The organism is Dactylosporangium siamense (assembly GCF_016862795.1).
GTDB lineage: Bacteria > Actinomycetota > Actinomycetes > Mycobacteriales > Micromonosporaceae > Dactylosporangium > Dactylosporangium siamense.
The window spans coordinates 49321-71885 of the sequence record NZ_BONQ01000129.1; the positions used below are offsets into that span (position 1 = coordinate 49321).

Sequence of the window (22565 nt, forward strand, 5' to 3'; positions counted from 1 at the left end):
CGCGCGAGGTCAACAATCGTCATCGGAGTTCACAATGATCATCCTCGTGAGCCCGGCAGCCGGCGGCGTCGCCCACGTCGCCGGCGCCATAGCCGATCAGCTTCGCGCCGACGGAGGACGCGTCCACCAGATCGTTGTCACCGACCATCGCAACGATCAGGCCCCTGCCGAAGCCGACGATCGAACGGTCGTTGCCTGCCGTCGCGCACCCGCGCTCAGCGCCTGCCGCGCGGCCTGGGCGGCCCGCCGCGTACTGCGCGCAGCCGAGATCCTGCATCTTGAACTGGGCCGGAGTGCCGTCGGCGCGTTCTGGTTCGGCCTGGCCGCCGTCATGCTGCGCGGCCGCCGCCGCACCGTCCTGATCGCACACGACATGCCCGTCTTGATCAAGAGTCCGGGAGCAGGCCTGCTCGCCGTCGCACCTGGCCTTCGCGACATCATCGCCTACCGTCTCATCGCTCCGATGTTGGACCGCGTACTGGTGGCGGCATTGCGACTGTGGATCTCGCAGACCCTCGTGTTCAGCCGCAGCGCCGCCGAAGCGGCGACGGCCCGGCGATGGCCTTCTGTGGCCGTCCTTGTCCATGGTGCGGCGCCACCATCCGCTGCCGCACCGCCGCCGTCCCTCGGCACCCACGTACTGATGGCTGGCTTCCTGGCGCCGGACAAGGGCGTCGACGTCCTTCTGGACGCCTGGGACCGCATCGACGCGCCACTACCGCTGATCATCGTCGGTGCCGCACACCGGCAGTCCGGGGCGTGGGCGCAGCAACTCAAGGCCAGATGCGAGCAACGGCCAGACGCAACCCGTTGGCTCGGGCCGGTCGACGACTCGACCTTCGCTGACCTCATCGCCGCAGCGGCGGTGGTGGTGCTGCCGTACCGGGCATCCAACCCGGCCAGCGGCATTCTCGTGAGGGCCCTGGTAGAAGGGCGTGCCGTGATCGCCACACGAGTACCTGCGGCGGTCACCGAAATCCGCGATGGGGACACCGGTCGGCTCATCGCGATCGACGACACCACTGCGCTCGCCGCGAACCTTCAGGACCTGCTACGACATCCGGACCTGCGGGATCGCCTCGGCGCTGCGGCCCAAGCCGAGGCCGTCGAGCGGCATTCGTGGCGCGTGCATGCCGATCAACTGCGCAGTGCCTACCACGGCCAGCCAGCCACGTTGAACGAGTCGGGAGCTTCGTCATGAAGATTCAGGTCGTCAGTCACGATCTCTCGCACAACTGCCTCGGTCGCGCTCACGTGTTGGCGCAGTTGGTGTCAAACATCGCGGACGTGGAAATCATCGGCCGGTCAGCCGACGGCACGGTCTGGGAACCGCTGCGCGACGACCCGTCCGTGCCCATCCGGATGCTTCCGCCGGGCATGTCCATGGCGGCATTCGTTGAGAGTCTCGACGCCGACGTGGTGTATGCCGTCAAAGCCCGTCGAAGCAGCCTCGGTGCCGCGCTGATGGCGCGAAAGCTGCACGGAACGCCAGTCATCGCCGACGTCGACGACTGGGAATTGGCGTTCTTCCTCGACAACCCGAAATGGCTGCTGCGAAACGCCGTGGACCTGCGGCTACCCGACAACCTGTGGGCCACGATCCAGGCCGAGCGCCAGGTGCGACACGCGAACGCCGTCACGGTGTCGTCGTCGTGGCTGCTCAACCGGTTCGGTGGGACCATCGTGCCGCACGCCCGTGACGCGAACGCCTACCAACCGCACCTCGATGCGACGAAACTCAGGCAGGAGCTGGGCCTGCAGCGCCACACCGTCATCCTCTTCCTCGGCTCAGCCCGGCGGCACAAAGGCCTGCAGTCCATCATCGACGCCCTCGATCTGCTCGGCGACCCTGGGATCGCCTTCGTCCACGTCGGCGACGGCGCCGCACCCCGCCGCGACTACGTTCATGCCCTGGGCACTCAGCCCTTCCATCGCGTGCCGCAGTTCCTCGCCGCGGCCGACCTGGTTGTCCTTGCCCAGCAGCCCGGCTACGTTGCCAAGGCACAGCTGCCGGCGAAGGTTTTCGACGCCATGGCTATGCAGCGGCCCGTCATCGCCACACGCGTCTCCGACCTGCCCGCAGTCCTCGACGGATGCGGTGTCCTCGTCGACCCTGGCGACGCTCACGGCCTGGCTGAAGCAATCCGGAGCATCGCCGACGATCCGGACCGCCAACGTCGATTGGGCGCAGCGGCCCGCGCCCGGTTCGAAGCCGAGTACAGCCTCGACGCGGTGCGGCAACGAGTTGAACGCATCGTCCTCAGGCTCGCCGGTAGCGTCGGGCCAAGGGACGAGATCCGTCGCGGAGGCCCTTCGCTCAACTAAAGTGAGGTGTTGGCGGGGCTTGTCGTGGCTGGGTCGGCACGCGACCTAGGTATTTGCAGCCCGCCGAACCGGGTTACGCAGCGCGCAACACCGGCCCTGGGCAGCGCGTTGGACCAACTCGCCGCGCTACCCGGATTGATCAACGGTTTGTGAAAGACGCTGCATCCACAGCGAACTGATGTACTGACCATGCTTGACCGCGTACTCGTGGAACGTGCCGACCTCCGTGAAGCCGAACTTTCGATGCAGCGCCACCGACGCGTCGTTGGGCATGGCTATGCCCGCAAGCAGGACATGAACCGGCTCGTCGGCCAAGCACTCGAACAACGCGCGGTACAGCAAGGAACCCACACCCTGGCCACGGCAACCGGTATCCAGGGCGATGCTCACCTCAACCGTCTCCTGGAACGCTTCGTGGTCACGGTAACGCCGGCTGCAGGCGTAACCCAGGACCAACGTGCCGCGTCGAGCAACGACCAGCCGGTACGGACCGGTCAAGGAGAACTGCTCAAACCACTCCCGCCGTTCGGCCACGCTGGTCGGCCGGGTCGCGAAGGTGGCGTGCGAGTTCGCCGCCGTGTCATTGAGGATCTCCACGATCCCGGGCAGGTCATCCTCGGCGCCGGGCCCGACCACGACCGGACTCAGGTCAGCAGCTGCGCCTGCATCAGTTCGTCGGCTCACCTCGACACGGTAAACCCAGCCACCCAGCGTCGTGGAGGCCACGACCCGGGTCGGGCGGCGGTCGATCTGGCGGTGATGCTCATAGCCCCGAGCAGCGGCCGAACCAACGCTGGGCAAGGGACGGTCAGGCCGCAAACATATGATGTATTCGTCCAACGGATCTTTTGAACGCTAACATCGCAGCCGCTGGATGGGTTCTGCCTCGATCGGGGCTCGGACCGGCTGTCCGGAAAGTGTTATTCGGCGCGCCGGCTGGAGGTCCCCTTGCTGCGCGGGTGACATTCTGGCATTGTCAGTGAACGCTCGCTCTGAGCCCGCCGCCGCCAGAACCGTTCTCGATCTCGGCTCACTGCACCGCCATGCCTGTGAGCGCTCACAAGCTGCCTTCTACGTGCTGCGGATCGACCCGCTCAGCGCGAGCTCCACCGCTACGGACCGGCAGGACGCCACCTTCCGGGTGGCGCCATAGGTCCATCGCCCGGCACCCCGGCCGGGATGTCCCGTGTGTCCCGGCCGGGGTGCTCCACCCGTTCCTTGGAGGATCTCCATGTCCCGATCCCCGCTGTCCCGCCGGAGGTTCCTGACCGTGCTCGGCGCGACCGGCGCCGCGGTCGCCGCCGGTGGCGCCGAGCTCATCCGTGCGCTGCCCGCCGCAGCCGCCATTCCCGGACCGTCGAGCTACTCCGCCACCTGGGCGTCGGTCGATCAGCACCCGCCCGCCGCCGAATGGTTCCAGGACGCGAAGTTCGGCATCTACTACCACTGGGGCGTGTTCAGCGTGCCCGCGTACGCCAACGAGTGGTACCCGCGCAACATGTACAACAACGGCTCGAACGAGAACAACCATCACCGCAGTGTGTACGGCGATCCGTCCGTGTGGCCGTACCACAACTTCATCAACGGCGCCCGGGACAAGGCCGGCAACCTCGTGCAGTTCGCGCCGCGGCTGCGGTCCGCCGGCGGGAACTTCGACCCCAATGAGTGGGCGCAGCTGTTCCTCGACGCCGGCGCGAAGTTCGCCGGGCCCGTGGCCGAGCACCACGACGGCTTCTCCATGTGGAACAGCGCGGTCAACGAATGGAACTCGGTCGGCAAGGGGCCCAGGCTGGACCTGTTGCGGCTGCATGCCGACGCGATCCGTGGCAAGGGCCTCAAGCTCCTGGTCGCCATGCATCACGCGTTCAACTTCACCGGCTTCTACCAGTGGGCGCCGCAGCAGACCGACGCGAGCCTCAGGAAGCTCTACGGCCAGCTCGGTGCCTCCGCCGAGGAGCAGCTGTGGTACGACAAGCTGCGCGAGGTGATCGACGGGTATCAGCCGGACATCCTGTGGCAGGACTTCAACCTGTCGCAGCTGCCGGAGTCGCGGCGGCTGGATTTCCTGTCGTACTACTACAACCGCGCGGTCGCCTGGGACAAGGAAGTCGTCGCCACCTACAAGGACGGCTTCAACACCCGGGGCGAGGTCTTCGACTTCGAGCGCGGCGGGCCGGCCGGCATTCAGAGCCCGTACTGGCTCACCGATGACAGCATCTCCAGCTCGAGCTGGTGCTACACGGTGGGTATCGGCTACTACTCGGCGAACGCCCTGCTGCACGCGCTGATCGACCGGGTCAGCAAGAACGGCAACATGGTGCTCAACATCGCGCCGATGGCCGACGGCACGATCCCGTCCGGGCAGCGCACCGTCCTGTTGAGCATCGGCGACTACCTGCGGCGCTTCGGCGAGTCCGTCTACAGCACCAGGGCGTGGAGCGCCTACGGCGAGGGGCCGACGCAGATGGGCGGCGGGACGTTCCAGACGCCGCGGACCGGCACCGCGCAGGACATCCGGTTCACCCGGAGCAAGGACAACCGGGTGCTGTACGCGACGATCCTCGGCTGGCCCGGCAGCACGGTCAACATCACCACCCTGTCCGCGAGCCGGATCAACCTCGGCACCCTGACCTCCGCGCAGCTGCTGGGCTCCACCGCCGGCACCTACATCAATCTGCCCACACGCAGCCAGGACGGCAGCGGTCTGCGGATCACCATGCCGTCCAGCAGTGCGCCGTACAGCGCGCCGGCCTATGTGGTGAAGCTGGTGTTCTCCGGCCAGATCCCGGCCCTCGGCGGTGGCAGCGGGGTCCCGACCGGCTGGGCGAGGATCACCAACGTCGCGACCGGTCTGGTACTGGACAGCGGCGGCAGTGTCGCGTCCGGGTCGCAGCTCAAGCAGTGGAACTGGGACGGCAGCGCCAACCTGCAGTGGCAGTTGGTCGACGTGGGCGGAGGCTGGTATCGCATCGTGAACCGAACCAACGGGATGGTCGCCGACAGCTGGGGAAACACCGCAAACGGCGCGACCGCGATGCAGGCGCCGTGGAACGGCGGCAACAACCAGCAGTGGCGGCTCGACAGCGTGGGCAACGGCCGCTACCAGATCGTCAACCGCGGCACCGGCACCGTCCTCGACAGCGGCGGTGACGCGACTGTCGGCGCCCGGGTCAAGCTGTGGACGGCGGACTCCAGCACCAACCTGCAATGGACCATCACCGCGCTGTGACCGACGATTCCGTCGGCGATACATCTGATGTAATGACGAATACGTGTCGGGCAAACCGGCACTATGGACACCAGTTCGCTTCTGGTCTATAAATACATCTGATGTATGGCGGATCTCGACCCGCTTGAACAGCCCCCTCCGCGCGCCGTGCAGGCAACGACACCCCCGACACGCCAGTCCACGCCTCCGCGTCCGCGGCGGTGGTGCTGACCCGTGCCGAAACGCGCTGCGCGGCGCGCACCCATGTCGAAACGGAAGGAGCCCCGGTGAACCGCAAAGCTCTGCTCGGCTGCGGTCTGGCTGTCACGCTCGGCGCGGCCATGTTCACCACTGGCTGCGGTAATGACGGCGAGTCCGGCTCCGGCACCACCGGCAGTTCGGCGCCGCTGGTCGGCGTCGACTACCCGCGCTCGGACACCGACTTCTGGAACTCCTACATCAAGTACGCGCCGCAGTACGCCAAGGAACTGGGGGTCGAGCTCAAGGCCACCAACTCGCAGAACGACATCGCGAACCTGATCTCCAACGCGCAGACGTTCATCAGCCAAGGGGTGAAGGGCGTGGTGATGGCGCCGCAGGACACCGCGGCCATCGCCCCGACGCTGGGCCAGCTCGAGGCCAAGAAGATCCCGGTCGTCACCATCGACACGAGACCGGACACCGGCAAGGTGTTCATGGTGGTGCGCGCCGACAACCGGGCCTACGGCACCAAGGCGTGCCAGTTCCTGGGCACGAAGCTCGGCGGCAAGGGCAAGGTCGTCATGCTGCAGGGCGACCTGGCCTCGATCAACGGCCGGGACCGCACCGAGGCCTTCAACGAGTGCATGAAGAAGGACTTCCCCGGGATTACCGTGTTCGGTGAGGCCACCGACTGGAAGGCCGACGTCGCCGCGGCGAAGCTGCAGACCCGGTTCGCGTCGGACCCGGACATCAAGGGCGTCTACATGCAGTCGTCGTTCGCGCTGTCCGGAACGCTGCAGATTCTCAAGCAGAAGGGGCTGCAGGTCCCGCCGTCGGACCCGAAGCACGTCTTCATCGTCTCCAACGACGGCATCCCCGAGGAACTCAAGGACATCGGCAGCGGCACCATCGACGCCACCGTCAGCCAGCCGGCCGATCTCTACGCCAAGTACGGGCTCTACTACGTCAAGGCGGCCATCGACGGCAAGACGTTCCAGCCCGGCCCGACCGACCACGGCAGCACCATCATCCAGGTCCGTGACGGCCTGCTGGAGGACCAGCTCGCGGCGCCGCTGGTGACCCAGGACGGTGCAACCATCGGCGGCCAGCCGACCCTCAAGTTCGACGACAAAACCCTGTGGGGCAACACCGCATGAGCTCCATCCCGCAAAGCGCGACCGACGGGCCGGCTGTCAGCGGCCGGCCCGTCGTCGAGGCCGTCAACATCGACAAACGGTTCGGCTCGACCGTGGCACTGTCCCAAGCCGGCATCATGGTCCGCCGGGGCGAGACCCACGCTCTGGTCGGGCGCAACGGCGCCGGCAAGTCGACCCTGGTCAGCATCCTCACCGGCCTGCACGCCGCCGACGACGGCATCGTCACCTTCGACGGCGCGCCCGCGCCGCCGCTCGCCGACCGCGACGGGTGGCGGCGACGGGTGGCGTGCGTGTATCAGAAGTCCACCATCATCCCCGCGCTCACCGTGGCGGAGAACCTCTTCCTCAACCGGCACGCACGCGGCAGGGACCGGCTGATCCGCTGGCCCGCACTGCGGCGTGAGGCCGAGCAGCTCCTCGCCGCGTGGGCGGTCGACGTCGACGTCCGCCAACCGGCCTCGACCTTGTCGGTGGAGCAGCGGCAGTTCGTGGAGATCGCGCGGGCACTGTCGTTCGGCGCGCGGTTCATCATCCTGGACGAGCCGACCGCGCAGCTGGACGCCGCCGGGATCAGCCGACTCTTCCAGCGCATCCGCGACCTTCGTGCCCAGGGGGTCACGTTTCTGTTCATCAGCCACCACCTGCAGGAGATCTACGAGATCTGCGATCAGGTGACGGTCTTCCGCGACGCCCGGCACATCCTCACCGCGCCGGTGGCCGATCTGAGCCGCCAGGCCCTGGTGGCCGCGATGACCGGCGAGGACGTGAGCCTGCCCGAGGCCGCCCACCGCCCACCGGTGCCGGGCGCGCCGGTGCTGCTGTCCGTGCGGGGGCTGACCACCCGGTCCGGCGCGGAACTGTCGATGGAGGCGAGGGCCGGGGAGGTCGTCGGCATCGCCGGTGGCGGCGGCAGCGGCAAGGTCGAGGTGGCTGAGGCGATCGTCGGTCTGTGCCGTCCCGTCGCCGGGACGGTCACCATCGACGGCCGGGTGCTGCGCCCGGGCGACGTGCCGGACGCGCTGGACGCCGGCGTCGGCCTGGTGCCGCAGGACCGGCACCGGGAGGGCCTGGTGCCGCAGCTGTCGATCGGGGAGAACGTCACGATGACCGTGCCGCATCGCATCGGGCGCAACGGGTTCATCTCCCCGGCCCGGCGCGACGCCTTCGCCCGAGTGGCGATCGCCGACCTCGCCGTCAAGGCATCCGGCCCGCACGTGCCGGTCGCCGAGCTCTCCGGTGGCAACCAGCAGAAGGTGGTGATGGGCCGCGCCCTGGCCGGTGACCCGAAGGTGCTCGTGCTCATCACGCCGACCGCCGGCGTCGACGTGCGCTCCAAACAGACGCTGCTCGGCGTCGTGGAACAGGTGCGCGGGCGTGGCACCACGGTGCTCATCGTCTCCGACGAACTCGACGATCTTCGCCTCTGCGACCGGGTCCTGGTCATGTTCCGGGGCCGCGTGGTCGGGACGAAGGCGCACGGCTGGAGCGACAACGAACTGGTGGCCGCGATGGAGGGGGTCGATGTCGACCATGTCTGAAACGTTGTCCGAGACCGCCGTGTCCCCACCGCTTGAGGTACGCCGGGGCGTAGCGCTCGCACGCCTGCGTGACCTGGCCTTGGTCCCCGCGATCATCGCCGTCGCCGTCGTCGGCTACCTCGTCAACCCGGTCTTCCTGCAGTCCGACAACGTCATCAACGTGCTCCAGAGCATGTCGGAGATCTCCGTGCTCGTGCTGGCCCAGACCATGGTCCTGATCACCGGCAAGATGGACCTGTCGCTGGAGTCCACGTTCGGGCTCGCCCCCGGCATCGCCGCCTGGCTGATCGTCGACCCGGCCGTCACCCACGGCCTCGGTGTCCACGTCCTGCCACCGGCCCTGGCCATCCCGGTCGTCCTGCTCGTCGGCGTCCTGGTCGGCGCCTTCAACGGGCTGCTCATCGTCCGCTTCGGCCTCAACGGGTTCATCGTCACCCTCGGCATGCTGATCGTGCTGCGTGGCCTGCTGACCGGGATCTCCGGCGGCAAGACCTTCTTCGCCCTGCCGTCGTCGATGACCTACCTCGGCTCCACCACCTGGCTCGGAGTGCCCGCATCGGTGTGGATCTCGCTGCTGCTGTTCGTGGCCGGGATCGTCGTGCTCGGCTACACCCGGGCGGGCCGGGCGCTGTACGCGATCGGCGGCAACGTCGACGCGGCGCGCGCGGCCGGCATCCGCACCGACCGGATCCTGTGGGTCACCCTGATCGTGGCCGGCATGCTCGCGGCACTCGCCGGCCTGCTGATGAGCGGCCGGCTCGCGGCCGTGCCCGCCGCACAGGGCAACGGCGCCATCTTCCAGGTCTTCGCCGCGGCGGTCATCGGCGGCGTCAGCCTCAACGGCGGCAAGGGAACCGTGTTCGGCGCCTTCACCGGCGTCCTGCTGCTGTTCATGATCATCAACGTGCTGACGCTGGCCGGTGTACCCGCCCAGTGGACGAACTTCCTCAACGGCGCCGTCATCCTGGTCGCGCTCGTGGTCGCCCGGATCACCGGCGGCAAGGCGCAGACGTGACGCGGGCCGATCGCCGACCTGCGGACCGCCCGGGTGCTGCCGTGCGGCGCCAGGACCCTTCCAAGACCTCCAAGGAGCATCGGTGACTGAGCGCATCTCGTCCGTGGAGACTCTCGACGTCAGGTTCCCGACCTCCCTGCACCGGGACGGGTCCGACGCGATGAACCCGTTCCCCGACTACTCGGCTGCCTACGTGGTGCTGCGCACGACCTCGGGCGCGGAAGGCCACGGTCTCGTGTTCACCGTCGGCCGGGGGACCGAGATCGCGGTGGCGGCGATGCGGTCGCTCGCCGGGATGGTGGTCGGGCAGTCCGTCGAGGAGCTGCTGGCCGATCCGGGTGCGCTGGCCCGGCGACTGACCGGGGACAGCCAGATCCGCTGGCTCGGGCCGGAGAAGGGCGTCGTGCACATGGCCGCCGGCGGGCTGGTCAACGCCGTGTGGGACCTCGCCGCCCGCCGGGCCGGCAAGCCGTTGTGGAAGCTGCTGGCCGGCCTCACCCCGGAACAGCTGGTGGCCCAGATCGACTTCCGCTACCTGCGCGACGCGCTCACCGAGGACGAGGCGCTCGCACTGCTGCGGGGTGCTGCCGGTGGCCGGGCTGACCGTGAACGGATGCTGCTGGAGCGCGGCTATCCGGCGTACACCACGACGCCGGGCTGGCTCGGCTACGACGATGAGAAGCTCGCCAGGCTGTGCCGGGAATCCGTCGACGCCGGCTATGAGCTGATCAAGCTGAAGGTCGGCGGTAACCTGGCCGACGACGTGCGCCGGCTGGGCATCGCCCGGCAGGCCGTCGGGCCGAAGATCCGCATCGCCGTGGACGCCAACCAGATCTGGGGCGTTCCCGACGCCATCGGATGGATGCGCGAACTCAGCAGCTTCGACCCGTACTGGATCGAGGAACCGACGTCACCGGACGACGTGTTGGGCCACGCCGCGGTCCGCCGGGCGGTCGCGCCGGTCAAGGTCGCCACCGGCGAACACTGCCAGAACGCCGTGATGTTCAAGCAGCTGCTGCAGGCCGATGCGATCGACGTGGTGCAGATCGACGCGTGCCGGGTCGCCGGCGTCAACGAGAACCTGGCCATCCTGCTGCTCGCGCAGAAGTTCGGGGTGCCGGTCTGCCCCCACGCCGGCGGCGTGGGGCTGTGCGAGCTGGTGCAGCACCTGGCGATGTTCGACTTCGTCGCGGTCAGCGGGAGCACCGAGGACCGGGCCATCGAATACGTGGACCACCTGCACGAGCACTTCGTCGATCCGGTGCGCATCAGCGGCGGGCGGTACCTGGCGCCCACCACGCCGGGCATGAGCGCGCAGATCGTCCCCGCCTCGCTGGCCGCGTTCCGGTTCCCGGACGGCCCGGAGTGGGCGGCCGCGGACGACCAGCCGCTCACGACGGTCGCCTGACGGTGCGGACGTAGCTCCCGCCGCGCGTCCCGTGGCGCGTCTCCACCACGCAGAGCGGGCCGGTGCACCCCCGACGAGGACCGCTACAGGTCGGGCCAGGGGATGAGGGCGGCGACCGGGGTGAGGACGTCGGTCAGGATCACCCGGCCGGGGACGACGAGGAGTGCGACGGCGACACTCGCCGCGAGGCACAGCCCCCAGCGCGGGGCTTCGGTGCGGGCCGACCGCGGGACCAGGTTGAAGAGCAGGATCGCCACGGCGACCAGCAGCGGCGGTCCGACGGCGATGACCCACACCGGCGTCGACCCGAGCTTCACTGGCGACTGGGACAGCCCGATGAGAGCGATCATCACGGCCGAGAGCGCGGTCGTCAGCTCGATGAAGTTCAGCAGCACCTTCGGGGTGCCGGGGTTGTCCTTGAGGATCAAGGTCTTGAACCCGAGGCAGGCCAGGAGGAACACGGCCGACATGGCGATGAGCTCGCCGTGCAGCGCGCCAGCCAGGGACGGCACGCCACGGTGCATCGATCGCTGAACGCCCCAGACGACGGCGGCGATGACCGCGAAGAGGACCGTGAACAGGAGGGTGACCAGAACGATGGTCTGCGGTGCGATTCTCCAGCGGTACGTCCAGCCGCGCCGATCGGACGGTCTGTTGCGGGGGTTGTTCCCCATGACGATCAGCAGATAGTTGGCGGCGACGACGACCGCATACCAGCCCGCCGCCGCGCCCCAGTCACGCCGCGCGACGCCGAGGAAGACGAGCGTGAACAGCACCATCAGGCCGGAGAAGACCAGCAAGGAGTTGAAGATCACGGCCGGTTGGATCAGCTGCGCGAGCGGCACCTTCATCAGCAGCCCGAACAGGATCCAGAACAGCCACAGCAGCACCCACTGGGTGAGGATCGCCAGCGGCAGGACGGCGAGCAGCTTGTCGTGGGCCAGGTCGACCAGGGCCCTGGCGAGGGGGCGAGGCTGCTCGTCGCGGTAGAAGGCGTAGGCGAGGACCAGGACGGTCACGCTCATCAGGGTCGTGAGCTTCCCGCCGTCGCGCCAGAACTGCTGCTCGACCTGGCTGCGGCCAAAGCTCCAAAGACCGCCGACGACAGCCTTGACCACGGCGTAGGCCAGCGCCGCCAGCATTCCGCCGATGATGAGCAGCGCCACCGCGGTCGGGTCGCCTGCCATGAGATCGGACCACCAGTCACGCAGTGACATGCGCCGAATCTAGATGCCGGGCGCAACACTGGCCGCCTCAGGCCCGCGTCGATGGTCGGTCCTACCGTCGTCCGAATTCGCGGCTCCAGCCGGATCAGCTACTGATCCTTATAGTCCGAGCGCGACCGGGGCGGAGGGTGGCCCGAAGGTGAGCAGGTCGGTCAGCGGTGTGGCAAGGTCACGGGGCGAGAACACGTCAGGTCCGGTGTAGTCGGCGATCTCGGAGAGCTGCCACCAGCGAAAGCCGGCGAGGAGCTCATCAGCGGCGAGTTGGTCGTCGGTGAACTGGCCTCGGGGCTCGAAGTGGGTGGCACGGACGAGGAAGTAGTCGTTGACGATGCCGTCGAAGCGGGGCGCATGATCTGCGCTGACAACGACTTGATGCCAGACGTGTGGCGGATCGATGTCGGCGACCAGGCCGGTTTCCTCACGCAGCTCGCGGCGCAGCGCGGACAGCCCGTCCTCACCTGGTTCTATGCCGCCACCTGGAGCAGACCAGACGGCCGGTGCTCCGGTCGGGACCGCCGGGTGGGGGAAGACGAATCGGCACAGCAGGATGCGGTCGTCTTCGTCGAGGATGATCGCGCGGGCGGAGGCTCGAAGGTTCAGCGACATGGCAGACTCCTGATGCTGTGCGAGTACCGCAATGATCGGCGAGAGACTGAGGGTAGCGCGTGGCGACTGCCGTCGATGGCCTCGCGGATGACGCCCACGTGCCGCAGACGCTGATCGCACCTCACTGCGGGACGGGTCGGTACTCCACGACCGGCGGCACCAAATAGCCCGACGTCGCGAACGCGTGCGCGGGTTGGCCGGACGACACCAGCCAGCCGACCTCAGGCACCTCAAACAATGACCACACCGTGGCACCCGGAACGTTCCGTCGGGACGTCGGCCTCATCCGGCGACAATCCGCGAATCCGGGAAGCCGCCACGATCACGCCATCGTGCTCGATCGTGCCGCACCACTGTGGTGCCTCAGAGGCCGGTTTGCAGGTTTCTTCCATCCACATCGATGATCCTGTAGCTTCTTGACATCATGTCCGTCGATGTCTGGATGGGAGCTCCCATGAACCTTTCCGCCGTGCTGTCCCGTGGGGCGGTGGTGTTCGCGCTGCTCGGGGTCGTCGTGCCCTTCGGCGGGCCGGCCGCCGCAGCGCTGCCGGTCGTCGACATGGAGCAGGTCATGCTCGCCGCGCAGGTCGACCCGCCGAAGAGTGGCACCGGGCAGACCCCTGGCGCGGCGGCGAGCGTGCTGGAGGTCGAGCGGGCGCTGTCGGCGAAGGGATTCCTGGCCTCGGGCTCGGTCGACGGGCACTACGGCACGTCGACCGTCGCGGCGTACGCGGCCTGGCAGCGCTCACTCGGTTACTCGGGCCTGGACGCCAACGGGTATCCGGGTCCGTCGTCGCTGACCACGCTCGGCAGCGGCCGGTACACGGTCACCAGGCCGATCAGCACCGGGTCGCGGACCAGCTCGTACGGTGGCGAACGGGTGAACGCCAGGACCCGCGACATGCTCGCCGCGGCCGATGCCAAGCTGTCCTGGAGCATCACGCTGAGCCAGGGGTCCTACACGTCGTCGAACCCGAGCTCGGCCGGTACCCATGACGCGGGCGGAGCGGTGGACATCTCGGTCGCCAGTCTGAGCACCACACAGCGGTGGCAGACCGTCCAGGCGCTGCGGACCGTCGGGTTCGCCGCCTGGCTGCGCAATCCGTCGCAGGGGGATTGGCCGTACCACATCCATGCCGTCGCGATCTCCGACACCGATCTGGCCACGGGGGCGGCCAACCAGGTGCACGACTACTACTTCGGCAAGAACGGGCTGGCCAACCACGCCGCGGACGACACGCCGTCGGCCTATCGGGTGGCGTTCACGTGGTGGGAGAAGTACCAGCGGTAGCCGATATTACGACAACGGCCGACCCCATCGCCGGGGCCGGCCGTTGTTTCGTCTTCAGCCGCGCCGCAGGCGGCGCACGGTGCCGTTGAAGCGCGATGCTCGACCCAGCTGCCCTCGGTCGAGTCGGCGACGCAGGCCGGCAGCTCCACCAGCTCCGGCTCCGAGTAGACGGCGGACCTGGACGCCGTGACCGCCGGCCTCACTCCGCCCTTCAGGTCCGAGCCGGTCGAGGGCAACGACACCGTGAGGCCGACCTCCGGCGGTGCACAGCGAGCAGGATGCGCGAACGTCTTATGGGGTTTGGTGGTGGGCGCCGGGGAAGACGAGGCCGAGTTCGTAGGCGAGGACCGCCGCCTGGGTGCGGTCGCGGGCGCCGAGTTTGTCCAGGATGTTGCCCACGTGCGTTTTGACGGTCTCGTTGGTGATGTGCAGCGTGGCCGCGATCTCCGAATTGTTCTGCCCGAGCGTGATGTGGCGCAGGACGTCCAGCTCGCGGGGGGTCAGCCCGGCCACCGTGCTGGATCGGACCGTGCCGGCGAGCGGTGCGGCGATACGGCGCAGCGCGTCGGGAAAGAGCACCGCATCGCGTGTGTGCACGAGCCGGATGGCGTCGACCAGCTGCTCGGCGGGTGCGCGTTTGAGCACGTAGCCGGCGGCGCCGGCGCGCAGCGCGCCCCAGACGAGTTGGTCGTGCTCGAAGGTGGTGACCACGATCACCCGCGTCGTCGGGGCGCGGCGGGCGAGTTCCAGGGTGGCAGCCAGGCCGTCCATGCGTGGCATGCGGACGTCCATCAGCACCACGTCTGCGCCGGCGCCGGCCTCGACGGCTTCGCAGCCGTCGGCCGCGTCGGCCGCCACTTCGATGTCGTCGTGAAGGGAGAGGATGGTGCGCCATCCCGCGCGGATGAGTCTCTCGTCGTCGGCCAGCACCACGCGGATCACAGCGGCAGCCTCGCCTGGACGCGCCACGTTCCGTCCGCCTGCTGCCAGGTGCATGTGCCGCCGGCCAGGCGAGCGCGCAGGCGCATACCGGTCAGGCCGCGGCCGGCCTCGCCGGGCGGGCCGACGGTCACGTTGCCCACGGTCAGCACCATTTCGGCGCCGACGGCGAGGTCGAGTGTCACCGGGCCGTGCCCGTGCCGCAGGGCGTTGGTCAGCGCTTCCCGGGCGATCGCGAACGCCGCCCGCGACGTTGCGGCCGGGACCTTGTCCACATCGCCGACGTTGGCGTGCACGTCCAGGCCGCTGATGAGCATGTCGAGTGCTTCCAGCGTGGGTGGCTGGGCGCCGACGCCGTCGTCGAGCACGCTGAGCACGACGTCGAGGTCTTGCTGGGCGTGCCGGGCGGCTGCCGTCAGATGGTCGAGTGATGACACGGCAGCGGTGAGATCGGGCCGTTGCAGCGCGGCCTGGGCGGCCATGGCCTGCACCAGGACGACGCTGAGCGCGTGACCGACGGCGTCGTGCAGTTCCATGGCGAGGGTCTGGCGGCGGCCGAGTTCGTCGACCATACGGGACGGTTCGGTGCGCAGCAGCCGGCGCGCCGCCCAGCGTTGGCCGAACCCCGCAGCGACCATTGCGGCCAGGATGGCGGCGGCGGCCAGCAGGACCTCGGTCGAGTCGCCCGGCGCGCCACGCCGGTATCCGGCGGCGCGGACGAGCTCGGGGGACAGCGCCACCAGACCTGCGCTGAGCGTGGCGCCGCCGTACAGGTGCAGGCTGGTCAGGGCCGTCAGATAGACGGGGTCGACTCGCTTCGGCACGTCGACGTCGAGCAGCTCGGACAGCGCGGTCACCTCGAGACGCCGGATCAGCGGCGTCACGGCCAGGAGCACCGCGGCGGGCAGGCACGCCGCCCACCAGGCCAGCACGCGCTGCGGCGTCACCTCCACCAGGATCGGCAGGCCGAGTGCCACCGCGACCGGCGTCAGCAGCGCGGCGCCCAGCAACTGGTAGATCCCGGCCCGCGCGGCTCGGACGACACGGCGCTTCACGACGACCGACGGTAGCCCACGCCCCGGACGGCATACTCCCTCGCCAGGGGGAGGCGACCCAGCCGGGCCGCTCCTAGCGTCATCGGCATGACCGACATCGATCAATCAGGCGGCGGGGCCGCGCCGCCGATGCCCGCCGGGCGGCTGCGTGCCGCTTGGCGGGCCGCGCATGCGCCGGTCGCTGGGGTGCCCCGCTGGGCGCGAGTCGCCGCGTACGCGGTGCCGTTCGTCGTCCTGCCGTCCAGCCTTTGGCGGCTGCCGGCCGCGTTCCTGCACGGCGGCGGGCTCGGCGTGGAGGTCTACGTCGTCTGCCTGTCGATCGTGGCGGAGCTGGTGGCGTTCACCGCCGTCGGACTGGTCGCCTCCTGGGGAGAACGATTCCCATCCTGGATTCCCTGGCTTCGTGGCCGGACCGTGCCGGCACTGGTGGCCGTCGTTCCCGCGACGGTCGCCGCGGTGTTCCTGACGGTCCTGTGGATCGTCGCCTTCATCGCCGTCTTCCGAGGGGTCACGGCGGGAGGCGCACCGGTTCCCTCGGACTTCCCCACCCAGCAGGGCGTCTGGTCGGCCACGATCTTCTACATCTGCTACCTGCCCCTGCTGCTGTGGGGGCCACTCCTCGCCGTCGTCACCTACGCCTACCATCGACGCCGCCGGCAGCGCTGATGGTGGGGCGCCGGTCGCAGATTCTCGGCTGTGGGCGATCTCAGGGTGGCTCAGCCCTGGCACAGGCCTGGGCATAGAGACTGCCGGCATGCAGTTGAGGGTCTGGGTTGCGGGGGCGACCGCCGCATTCACTGCGTTGTTCGGCATCGGCACAGGCATCGGCGCGTTCGCCGGCCACGACCAATTCGCCGGCTTTCCGCATGCGGCGTGGCCCGGCGCGGCGGTCTTGCTGCTCGCGACCGCTGCCGTGCTCACTCACCGCCGATGGGCGGCCTGGACGCTTGCCGTCGTGCTGCTCGCCGGTAGCTGCTGGCTGCTGCTCAACCTCGTCGAACTCGCGCTCACCGGCACCGTCACCGACCGCCACGGCGACCCGGCCTGGCTCGCGTTCCTGGAACGCCTCGGGCTGACGACCGCCGGCGCCCTCCTGGTCGCGACCACCGTACGGCGCCGCACCGCTGGCCTCCGGCCGCTCGCGCACTCCGCCCCCGCGCGGATCCGCCGGATCGCCTACGCCGGCTGTGCGGCGTGGCTACCGTACGGGGGCGTGCATCTGCTCGGCGCGTTCGGGGTGCCCGGTCTCGAGCCCGAGGGCTTCCGCCCGAGTCCCAGCATGGCGATCGCGCTCTGCGTCGGCCTCAGCCTGGCCGTGTTTCTGCTGCTCGGCCTGGTCCATCCATGGGGCATGGTGTTCCCCCGCTGGACGATCCTGCTGGCCGGCCGGCGCGTCCCCCGCTTCCTGCCGATCGTCCCGGTCTGGCTGATCGCCCCCACGTTCGTGCTGTACGGGCTGGGCGCCGGGGTCTACGTCATGCTGCTGATCGGCGGCGTGCTGCACTGGCACGGCCGCACCGGCCTCGACGCGGCGGGCTATATCGGCGTGGCCCAGCCGATATCGTTCGCCGGCTATGGGCTGGCGCTGACCGTCTGTGCGGTCTCGTACCAGCTCAGGACTCGACCGACGCCGGTGACACTCCCGCCGAAGCTGGAAGCGGAATCACCGGAGCCGAGCAGTCGTACTGCACTTTGACGACCTCGAAGGCGTTGAACGGGGATTTGGAGGTGTGGACCGTCAATCAACTCTGGCCACGGAGGCGGCCAACCAGGTGCACGACTACTACTTCGGCAGGAACGGGCTGGCCAACCACGCCGCGGACGACACGCCGTCGGACTATCGGGTGGCGTTCACGTGGTGGGAGAAGGACCAGCGGTAGCCGTCACGACAACAACGGCCGACCCGGTCGCTGGGGCCGGCCGTTGTTTCGGTCGCAGCCGCGCCGCAGACCTGTCGCCTCGGCCCGGACCACGCTGCTCGCGGAGGTCGGTGGCCGACAGCGTCGCGGTGTCGACATCGGTCAGGCCGCGCATGCCGGGATGTGGACGATCTCGATGCGGGAGCCGTCGGGGTCCTCGACGAAGGCGGCGTGGTAGCCCGGTATGTACGGGAAGATCTGCGGTTCGTGCACGACGGCACCGCCGGCGTCGACGGCTGCCTGGTGCGCGGCGTTGACGATGCCAGGGCTGTCGACGGCAAAGGCGATGTGCTGGAGGCCGGGTCGGCCGTGGCGGTGCGGGTTGGTGTCGCCGCCCTCTTCCGCGTAGACGAGGACGTCCGGTCCGTCGCCGACGTAGACGAGTGGGCTGGTGAGACCGCTGCTCCGGGTCAGCCGAGCGGGGCGAGGGCCTGCTCAGCGATTGTCTGCCGGCGAGTCACCTGCCGTCAGGCCCATGGCCGGGCTTCCTTGGCTGGCTGCTCGAGCATGACCTGGACCTCGGCGGTGAGCCCAAGCCTGTTCCAGTGGGTGGTCGAAGTCGGTCGGCTATCCGGTCACCCAGCGGGCCAGGAACCGCCCGATGTCGTCGCGCCACAGGTCCACTCCGGTGGCGAAGATTCCATGTCCGGTCATGGGCTCGTCGCCGATGGCCGGATACACCCGGGTCTCGTGTGGCCGGCCGCACCTGGCCAACTCGGCCCCGATCGCGTAGGTCGGCTGCAGGCTGTGGTCGTTGAACGCCTGGGCCAGAAACAGCGGCGCCGTCCCCGACGCCGCCGCGGCCAGCAGTTCCGTCTGCAACGCCGGCGCGTCCGGCCAGCTCATCGACGGTCCGGCAAAGCTCACCCCAGCGCGCAACGGTGCCGGCTCGCTCAACGCGAGCACGGTCAGCACACCGCCGAACGATGAGCCGGCCACCGCGATCCGCCCGGCGTCCACCTCGGGTCGCGCCGCGACCCACTCCACCGCGGCCAACACGTCGACCAGTTCCGCCCGCAGGACGGCGACCAGCTGGCGGCCCATCTCCGGACTGCCCCACGGCGCCGGCACCAGATCCGACCAGTAGGGGCCCGGCTCCTCGTTGTGCCCGCGGCGGATCGGCGCGAACACCGCGCACCCCAGCGCGAGCAGCACCTGAAGACCCGGCAGCGAGGCCGGGCCGAGGCCGATGCTGCCGTGGTTGAACACCACTGCTGGATGCGGGCCGTCGCCGTCGGGCGTCAGCCAGAAGCCGGCCAGGTCACGCCCTTCGCTGCGGTACGACATACGCCACCGCCGGTACGGTTCAAGGTGTTCGGCCGTTGCGCGCATCGGACCTCCCGAAGACGGAGCCTACCGCGCGTCCGAGGGCACGTCGCGTCATGTCGTCGACCCGCCACAGCTGCCGTGCTCGGCCGTGCACACTCGGCGACCACGTCGCTGGCCCGTCACCGGCGACTGTGAGGGGCTCGTGCGGTCGCCGGGTATCACTGCCGGGCGCTGCGCAGCCGCTGCTGGCAACAATCCGATCCGCCTCCGCCGCCGCGGGACCGTCTCGTCGACGATCTCGTCCACCACCGCCGATCTGGAACTGATCTGTCTAGTGGCTACTGGCCGCGTTGCTCCAGCAGCGCGGCGCCTTCAGCCCACTCGATTCGATACTTCCTCAGTTGGTGGAGTCCCCGAGCAGCGTCGATCGGCCGGCCCTGCTTGCCGCCCGCTGCGATGCTGACATCAGCACCTCGCTCCAGCAGATACCGCAAGACGCGGAAGCGCGTGGCCTGCTGCTCGGGCGTCCACGGCATGGTGCCGGTGCCCGCTGCGAACCACAGCGCGGTGCGTCCAGCGGTGTCGACAGCGTCGAGCGGACAGCCGGCGTCGAGGAGCCTGTCGATGATCTCCACGCGAGCATCGGCGGCGCCGACCAGACCATGGGCCACCCGATGCAGCGGCGTCTCCTGAAACACCGTCAGCGCCCCGGCGTCCGCGCCGACGTCCAGCAGCATCGTGACGACCGCGGACGCCCCCATACCGGCGGCGAAATGCAACGGCGTATACAAACGGAAATTACCTGCGTCGACCACGGCGCCCTCGGCGATCAACCGAGCTACCTCCTGCACATCGCCCGCCTGGGCGGCGATGTGCAGCGGGCCCTCTCGCAGCGCGTTCATCTCCGCACACCAACTTGATCGACTTTCGCCAGCCAGGTCCTCCGCGGGAGGCCGACGGCGTGAGCGGTGCCCAAAGTCGGCACTGGCGCTAACTTCGTGACTGGTCTTGTTCGCCGTGCGCGCCGGCAGTGTCTCGCCGGCTTCGGACGAAGTCCATGTATTCGTCGCCGGCGACCGCGTTGTTGACCCAGCGGTCGGGTTGTGCGGTCGTGGATCGCTCGGCGAGCGCTATCGCTTCGGCCTCGTCCTGGCTGGCGCCGAGTTCGCGGCCTTCGCCTACGTACTCTTGGTCGACCGGGTCGAGGGACATGAGGTTGGGCAGGTCGCCGAACTCGTCGTCGTCGGGGTCCTGCACGGTGTGCAGGGAGACACGGTACTGACCGTCCATGGGGCTGATCGCGACCCATTGGATGGCGGCCTCGCCGCCGAGCTGGATGCCACCGAGAAACTGTTCGATGCCGCGTCCGCGGCGCAGGGCCCCGATGGCGAACTGCCGGGTGAGGTAGCGCATCCAGGAAGCGTAGTGCGGGGAGCACCTGAAGCTGATCAAGATGCGAGCAGCACGGCGCCGTTCGGCGCCAGGACATCGGCGCTGACTTCGCTGACGGCAGCCGCGGATGCTGCGAGGTGGACGACCTCAAAGGCGTTGAACGGGGATTTGGAGGTATGGACGGTCAATCGGCTCGAGTTCCGAGTATTGGGTCGGCTGGGTTGAGCTCGTCGAGCAAGGCGTTGGCGAGGCCGATCGTGCGGTCGGTGTCGTCGGCCAGTGCGAGGATGACGATGCTGGACCGTTGGTCGGGGATGCGGATGAGTTGGGCGCGCAGGCCGGGCCAGCCGCCGCCATGGCGGTAGATGCGGCGCCCGGCGTGGGTCCGGAGGCCGAGGCCCCACGCGTAGTCGAGGACGGTGCCGTCGTCGAGGGTGCCGGGTGTGTGCAGCAGTGTTGAGATGCCCAGTTCGTCGGCTTCGAGGGCCTGGTTCCAGCGGATCAGGTCGTGCGCGGTCGTCCAGATGCCGCCGTCGCCGAGGGACAGTGGCGCGGGCCGAGGGTCGGGCAGTGGTGCCGCCCCGGGCGGGTGCGGTGCGGGTCCGGGCCAGTATTGGCTACGGTTCATGCGCAGCGGCGCGAACACGTGCGCACGGGCGAACTCGGGCAGCGGCTGGCCGGCCGCGCGTTCGACCGCGGCTGCCAGGCAGACGTATCCGGCGTTGGAGTACAGGTACTGACCGCCTGGGGTGCTGGGGGCGTCCACTGACCGGGCCAGTGCTCCGATGATGCCGGCGGTGGTGCGGTCGTGATCGGTGCGGATGAGCGTGTCGATGTGGTCGTCGGCAGGCAGCCCCGCGGTGTGGTGGACGAGGTGGCGCAGGTGGATTTCGTGCGCCCAGCCGGGCAGTTCGGGCAGCCATTGCGCGAGCGTGGATCGCATGTTCAGGCGGCCCTGGTTGACGAGCAGGGCGGCGCAGGCCGCGGTGATCTGTTTGGCCAGGGACGCGGCGTAGACGGGTGTCGAGGCAGTCAGCGTCGACCCTTGGGCTGAGAAGACCGGTGGTGCCCCACGCTGCTGGATGCCGACGACGATCGGTTGGTCGTCGGTGTAGCCAGCCTGCCTGATCAGCGTGGCTGTGCGGTGGCGGAGATTGGACATCGAGCGGTCAGGCGGCTTCGACGTGGCCGAGGCCGCCGTCGACGGGGAGTTCCACCCCGGTGGTGAAGGTGGCGTCGAAGGCGAGGAACAGCACCGCGCGGGCCACCTCGTCGGTGGTGCCGTGCCGGCGCATCGGGGTGACCTCGTCGCCGATCTTCATCAGCGCCGCGCGTTGCTCGGCCGTGGCGTCAGCGATACCCATCGTGGGAGTGTCGATGAACCCCGGTGCGACGGTGTTGACCCGGATGCGGCGTGGCAGGAACTCCGCGGCCAGGACCTTGGCGAACGCTCGCACTGCGGCCTTGGTGCCCGAGTACACACTCATCGTCGGTGAACCGCGGCCGTTGGTGACGGCGGTGGTGAACACGATCGACCCGCCGTCGCGGATCAGCGGGGCGAGGCGCTGGGCGGTGAAGAAGGCGCCCTTGACGTTCACGTCGAACATCCGGTCGTAGCCCGCCACGGTCACGTCCTCGAACGGCTGCGCATCGGCGACACCGACGTTGACGAACAGGAGGTCCACCGCGGGAAACCGCTCGGCCACCAAGGTGCCAAGGGCGTCGATGTGTGCGGCGTCGGCGACATCCGACCGCACGACGTGTGCCGTCGCGCCGAGCTCCTCCGTGGCCTGCCGCACCGTCGTCTCGGAACGGCCGGTCAGCAGCACCTGCGCACCGCCGGCCACCAGATGATCCACCACCGCGCGGCCCATGCCGTGGGTGCCGCCGATGACGACGCAGTGCTTGCCGTTGAACGGGCGCATCATGCTCCTTGTGCCGAAGAGGGTGGTGTCATGCTGCCAAGCTGCGATACCCGCGCACGAGTGGCAGGACTGACCATGTCCGCAAAATTCG

22 protein-coding genes are annotated in these 22565 nt (G+C 69.1%); 11 read left to right on the forward strand and 11 right to left on the reverse strand.

The features are described from left to right. Positions 1-34: 34 nt before the first annotated feature. Positions 35-1201 carry a glycosyltransferase family 4 protein gene (locus Dsi01nite_RS41565; RefSeq protein WP_203851919.1) on the forward strand — a complete coding sequence of 389 codons (1167 nt, stop codon included), beginning with the start codon at positions 35-37 and terminating at the stop codon, positions 1199-1201. After that, positions 1198-2325 carry a glycosyltransferase gene (locus Dsi01nite_RS41570; protein ID WP_203851920.1) on the forward strand — a complete coding sequence of 376 codons (1128 nt, stop codon included), beginning with the start codon at positions 1198-1200 and terminating at the stop codon, positions 2323-2325. The genes Dsi01nite_RS41565 and Dsi01nite_RS41570 overlap by 4 nt, the downstream gene beginning before the upstream one ends. 126 nt (positions 2326-2451) lie before the next feature. Here Dsi01nite_RS41570 and Dsi01nite_RS41575 read toward each other — a convergent pair whose 3' ends face one another. After that, a complete protein-coding gene (locus Dsi01nite_RS41575; RefSeq protein ID WP_203851921.1) occupies positions 2452-3165 on the reverse strand; it encodes a GNAT family N-acetyltransferase in 714 nt (237 codons plus the stop codon). Positions 3166-3556: 391 nt separating this feature from the next. On the opposite strand from Dsi01nite_RS41575, the gene Dsi01nite_RS41580 reads away from it, so the two are divergent. The 5 genes from Dsi01nite_RS41580 (at position 3557) to Dsi01nite_RS41600 (ending at position 10852) form a co-directional block, all read left to right on the forward strand. Then, positions 3557-5554: an alpha-L-fucosidase gene (locus tag Dsi01nite_RS41580; protein WP_203851922.1), complete on the forward strand. Its 1998-nt coding sequence runs from the start codon at positions 3557-3559 to the stop codon at positions 5552-5554. 266 nt (positions 5555-5820) lie between these two features. Beyond that, entirely contained in the window at positions 5821-6891 is a 1071-nt protein-coding gene (locus Dsi01nite_RS41585; RefSeq protein WP_239136559.1) for a sugar ABC transporter substrate-binding protein, read from the forward strand. Next, positions 6888-8429, forward strand: a complete 1542-nt coding sequence (locus Dsi01nite_RS41590; RefSeq protein WP_203851923.1) for a sugar ABC transporter ATP-binding protein — start codon at positions 6888-6890, stop codon at positions 8427-8429. Before Dsi01nite_RS41585 ends, Dsi01nite_RS41590 begins: the two co-directional genes overlap by 4 nt. Beyond that, positions 8422-9444, forward strand: coding sequence for an ABC transporter permease (locus tag Dsi01nite_RS41595; RefSeq protein WP_239136560.1), 1023 nt, complete (start codon positions 8422-8424; stop codon positions 9442-9444). The genes Dsi01nite_RS41590 and Dsi01nite_RS41595 overlap by 8 nt, the downstream gene beginning before the upstream one ends. Positions 9445-9526: 82 nt before the next feature. Next, on the forward strand, positions 9527-10852 hold the full coding sequence (locus tag Dsi01nite_RS41600; RefSeq protein WP_203851925.1) for an enolase C-terminal domain-like protein: 1326 nt from the start codon (positions 9527-9529) through the stop codon (positions 10850-10852). An 83-nt stretch (positions 10853-10935) separates the two neighbouring features. Here the strand turns inward: Dsi01nite_RS41600 and Dsi01nite_RS41605 are convergent, their stop codons facing one another. Together Dsi01nite_RS41605 and Dsi01nite_RS41610 are read right to left on the reverse strand one after the other, a co-directional pair. After that, positions 10936-12069 carry a hypothetical protein gene (locus Dsi01nite_RS41605; protein WP_203851926.1) on the reverse strand — a complete coding sequence of 378 codons (1134 nt, stop codon included), beginning with the start codon at positions 12067-12069 and terminating at the stop codon, positions 10936-10938. 108 nt (positions 12070-12177) lie between these two features. Beyond that, positions 12178-12684, reverse strand: coding sequence for an NUDIX hydrolase (locus Dsi01nite_RS41610; RefSeq protein WP_203851927.1), 507 nt, complete (start codon positions 12682-12684; stop codon positions 12178-12180). A gap of 454 nt (positions 12685-13138) precedes the next feature. On the opposite strand from Dsi01nite_RS41610, the gene Dsi01nite_RS41615 reads away from it, so the two are divergent. After that, positions 13139-13975 carry a peptidoglycan-binding protein gene (locus Dsi01nite_RS41615; RefSeq protein ID WP_203851928.1) on the forward strand — a complete coding sequence of 279 codons (837 nt, stop codon included), beginning with the start codon at positions 13139-13141 and terminating at the stop codon, positions 13973-13975. Positions 13976-14266: 291 nt separating this feature from the next. Here Dsi01nite_RS41615 and Dsi01nite_RS41620 read toward each other — a convergent pair whose 3' ends face one another. Together Dsi01nite_RS41620 and Dsi01nite_RS41625 are read right to left on the reverse strand one after the other, a co-directional pair. Further along, complete coding sequence (locus tag Dsi01nite_RS41620; RefSeq protein ID WP_239136561.1) at positions 14267-14905, reverse strand: response regulator; 639 nt, start codon at positions 14903-14905, stop codon at positions 14267-14269. An 8-nt stretch (positions 14906-14913) separates the two neighbouring features. Beyond that, positions 14914-15969, reverse strand: coding sequence for a sensor histidine kinase (locus Dsi01nite_RS41625; protein ID WP_203851930.1), 1056 nt, complete (start codon positions 15967-15969; stop codon positions 14914-14916). 87 nt (positions 15970-16056) lie between these two features. Here Dsi01nite_RS41625 and Dsi01nite_RS57775 point away from each other — a divergent pair, with 87 nt between their 5' ends. The 3 genes from Dsi01nite_RS57775 to Dsi01nite_RS41640 all read left to right on the forward strand — a co-directional run bounded on the left by Dsi01nite_RS57775 (position 16057) and on the right by Dsi01nite_RS41640 (position 17849). Beyond that, positions 16057-16635 (forward strand): hypothetical protein, encoded by a 579-nt coding sequence (locus Dsi01nite_RS57775; protein WP_239136562.1) that lies wholly within the window; start codon positions 16057-16059, stop codon positions 16633-16635. Between the two features lie 88 nt (positions 16636-16723). Next, positions 16724-17665 carry a hypothetical protein gene (locus Dsi01nite_RS41635; protein ID WP_203851931.1) on the forward strand — a complete coding sequence of 314 codons (942 nt, stop codon included), beginning with the start codon at positions 16724-16726 and terminating at the stop codon, positions 17663-17665. Between the two features lie 34 nt (positions 17666-17699). Then, a complete protein-coding gene (locus tag Dsi01nite_RS41640) occupies positions 17700-17849 on the forward strand; it encodes a hypothetical protein (RefSeq protein WP_239136563.1) in 150 nt (49 codons plus the stop codon). A gap of 141 nt (positions 17850-17990) precedes the next feature. Here Dsi01nite_RS41640 and Dsi01nite_RS58505 read toward each other — a convergent pair whose 3' ends face one another. The 6 genes from Dsi01nite_RS58505 to Dsi01nite_RS41670 all read right to left on the reverse strand — a co-directional run bounded on the left by Dsi01nite_RS58505 (position 17991) and on the right by Dsi01nite_RS41670 (position 22474). Beyond that, a complete protein-coding gene (locus Dsi01nite_RS58505; RefSeq protein WP_203852046.1) occupies positions 17991-18302 on the reverse strand; it encodes a VOC family protein in 312 nt (103 codons plus the stop codon). Positions 18303-18455: 153 nt separating this feature from the next. Then, positions 18456-19175 (reverse strand): alpha/beta hydrolase family protein, encoded by a 720-nt coding sequence (locus Dsi01nite_RS41650; RefSeq protein WP_203851932.1) that lies wholly within the window; start codon positions 19173-19175, stop codon positions 18456-18458. 320 nt (positions 19176-19495) lie between these two features. After that, the gene (locus Dsi01nite_RS41655; RefSeq protein WP_203851933.1) at positions 19496-20059 is read right to left on the reverse strand and encodes an ankyrin repeat domain-containing protein; all 564 of its coding nucleotides are present in this window, start codon (positions 20057-20059) and stop codon (positions 19496-19498) included. A gap of 88 nt (positions 20060-20147) precedes the next feature. Beyond that, positions 20148-20570 carry a hypothetical protein gene (locus Dsi01nite_RS41660; protein WP_203851934.1) on the reverse strand — a complete coding sequence of 141 codons (423 nt, stop codon included), beginning with the start codon at positions 20568-20570 and terminating at the stop codon, positions 20148-20150. 163 nt (positions 20571-20733) lie between these two features. After that, positions 20734-21711, reverse strand: coding sequence for a serine hydrolase domain-containing protein (locus Dsi01nite_RS41665; RefSeq protein WP_203851935.1), 978 nt, complete (start codon positions 21709-21711; stop codon positions 20734-20736). Between the two features lie 7 nt (positions 21712-21718). Continuing rightward, positions 21719-22474 carry an SDR family oxidoreductase gene (locus tag Dsi01nite_RS41670; protein ID WP_203851936.1) on the reverse strand — a complete coding sequence of 252 codons (756 nt, stop codon included), beginning with the start codon at positions 22472-22474 and terminating at the stop codon, positions 21719-21721. Between the last annotated feature and the right edge of the window lie 91 nt (positions 22475-22565).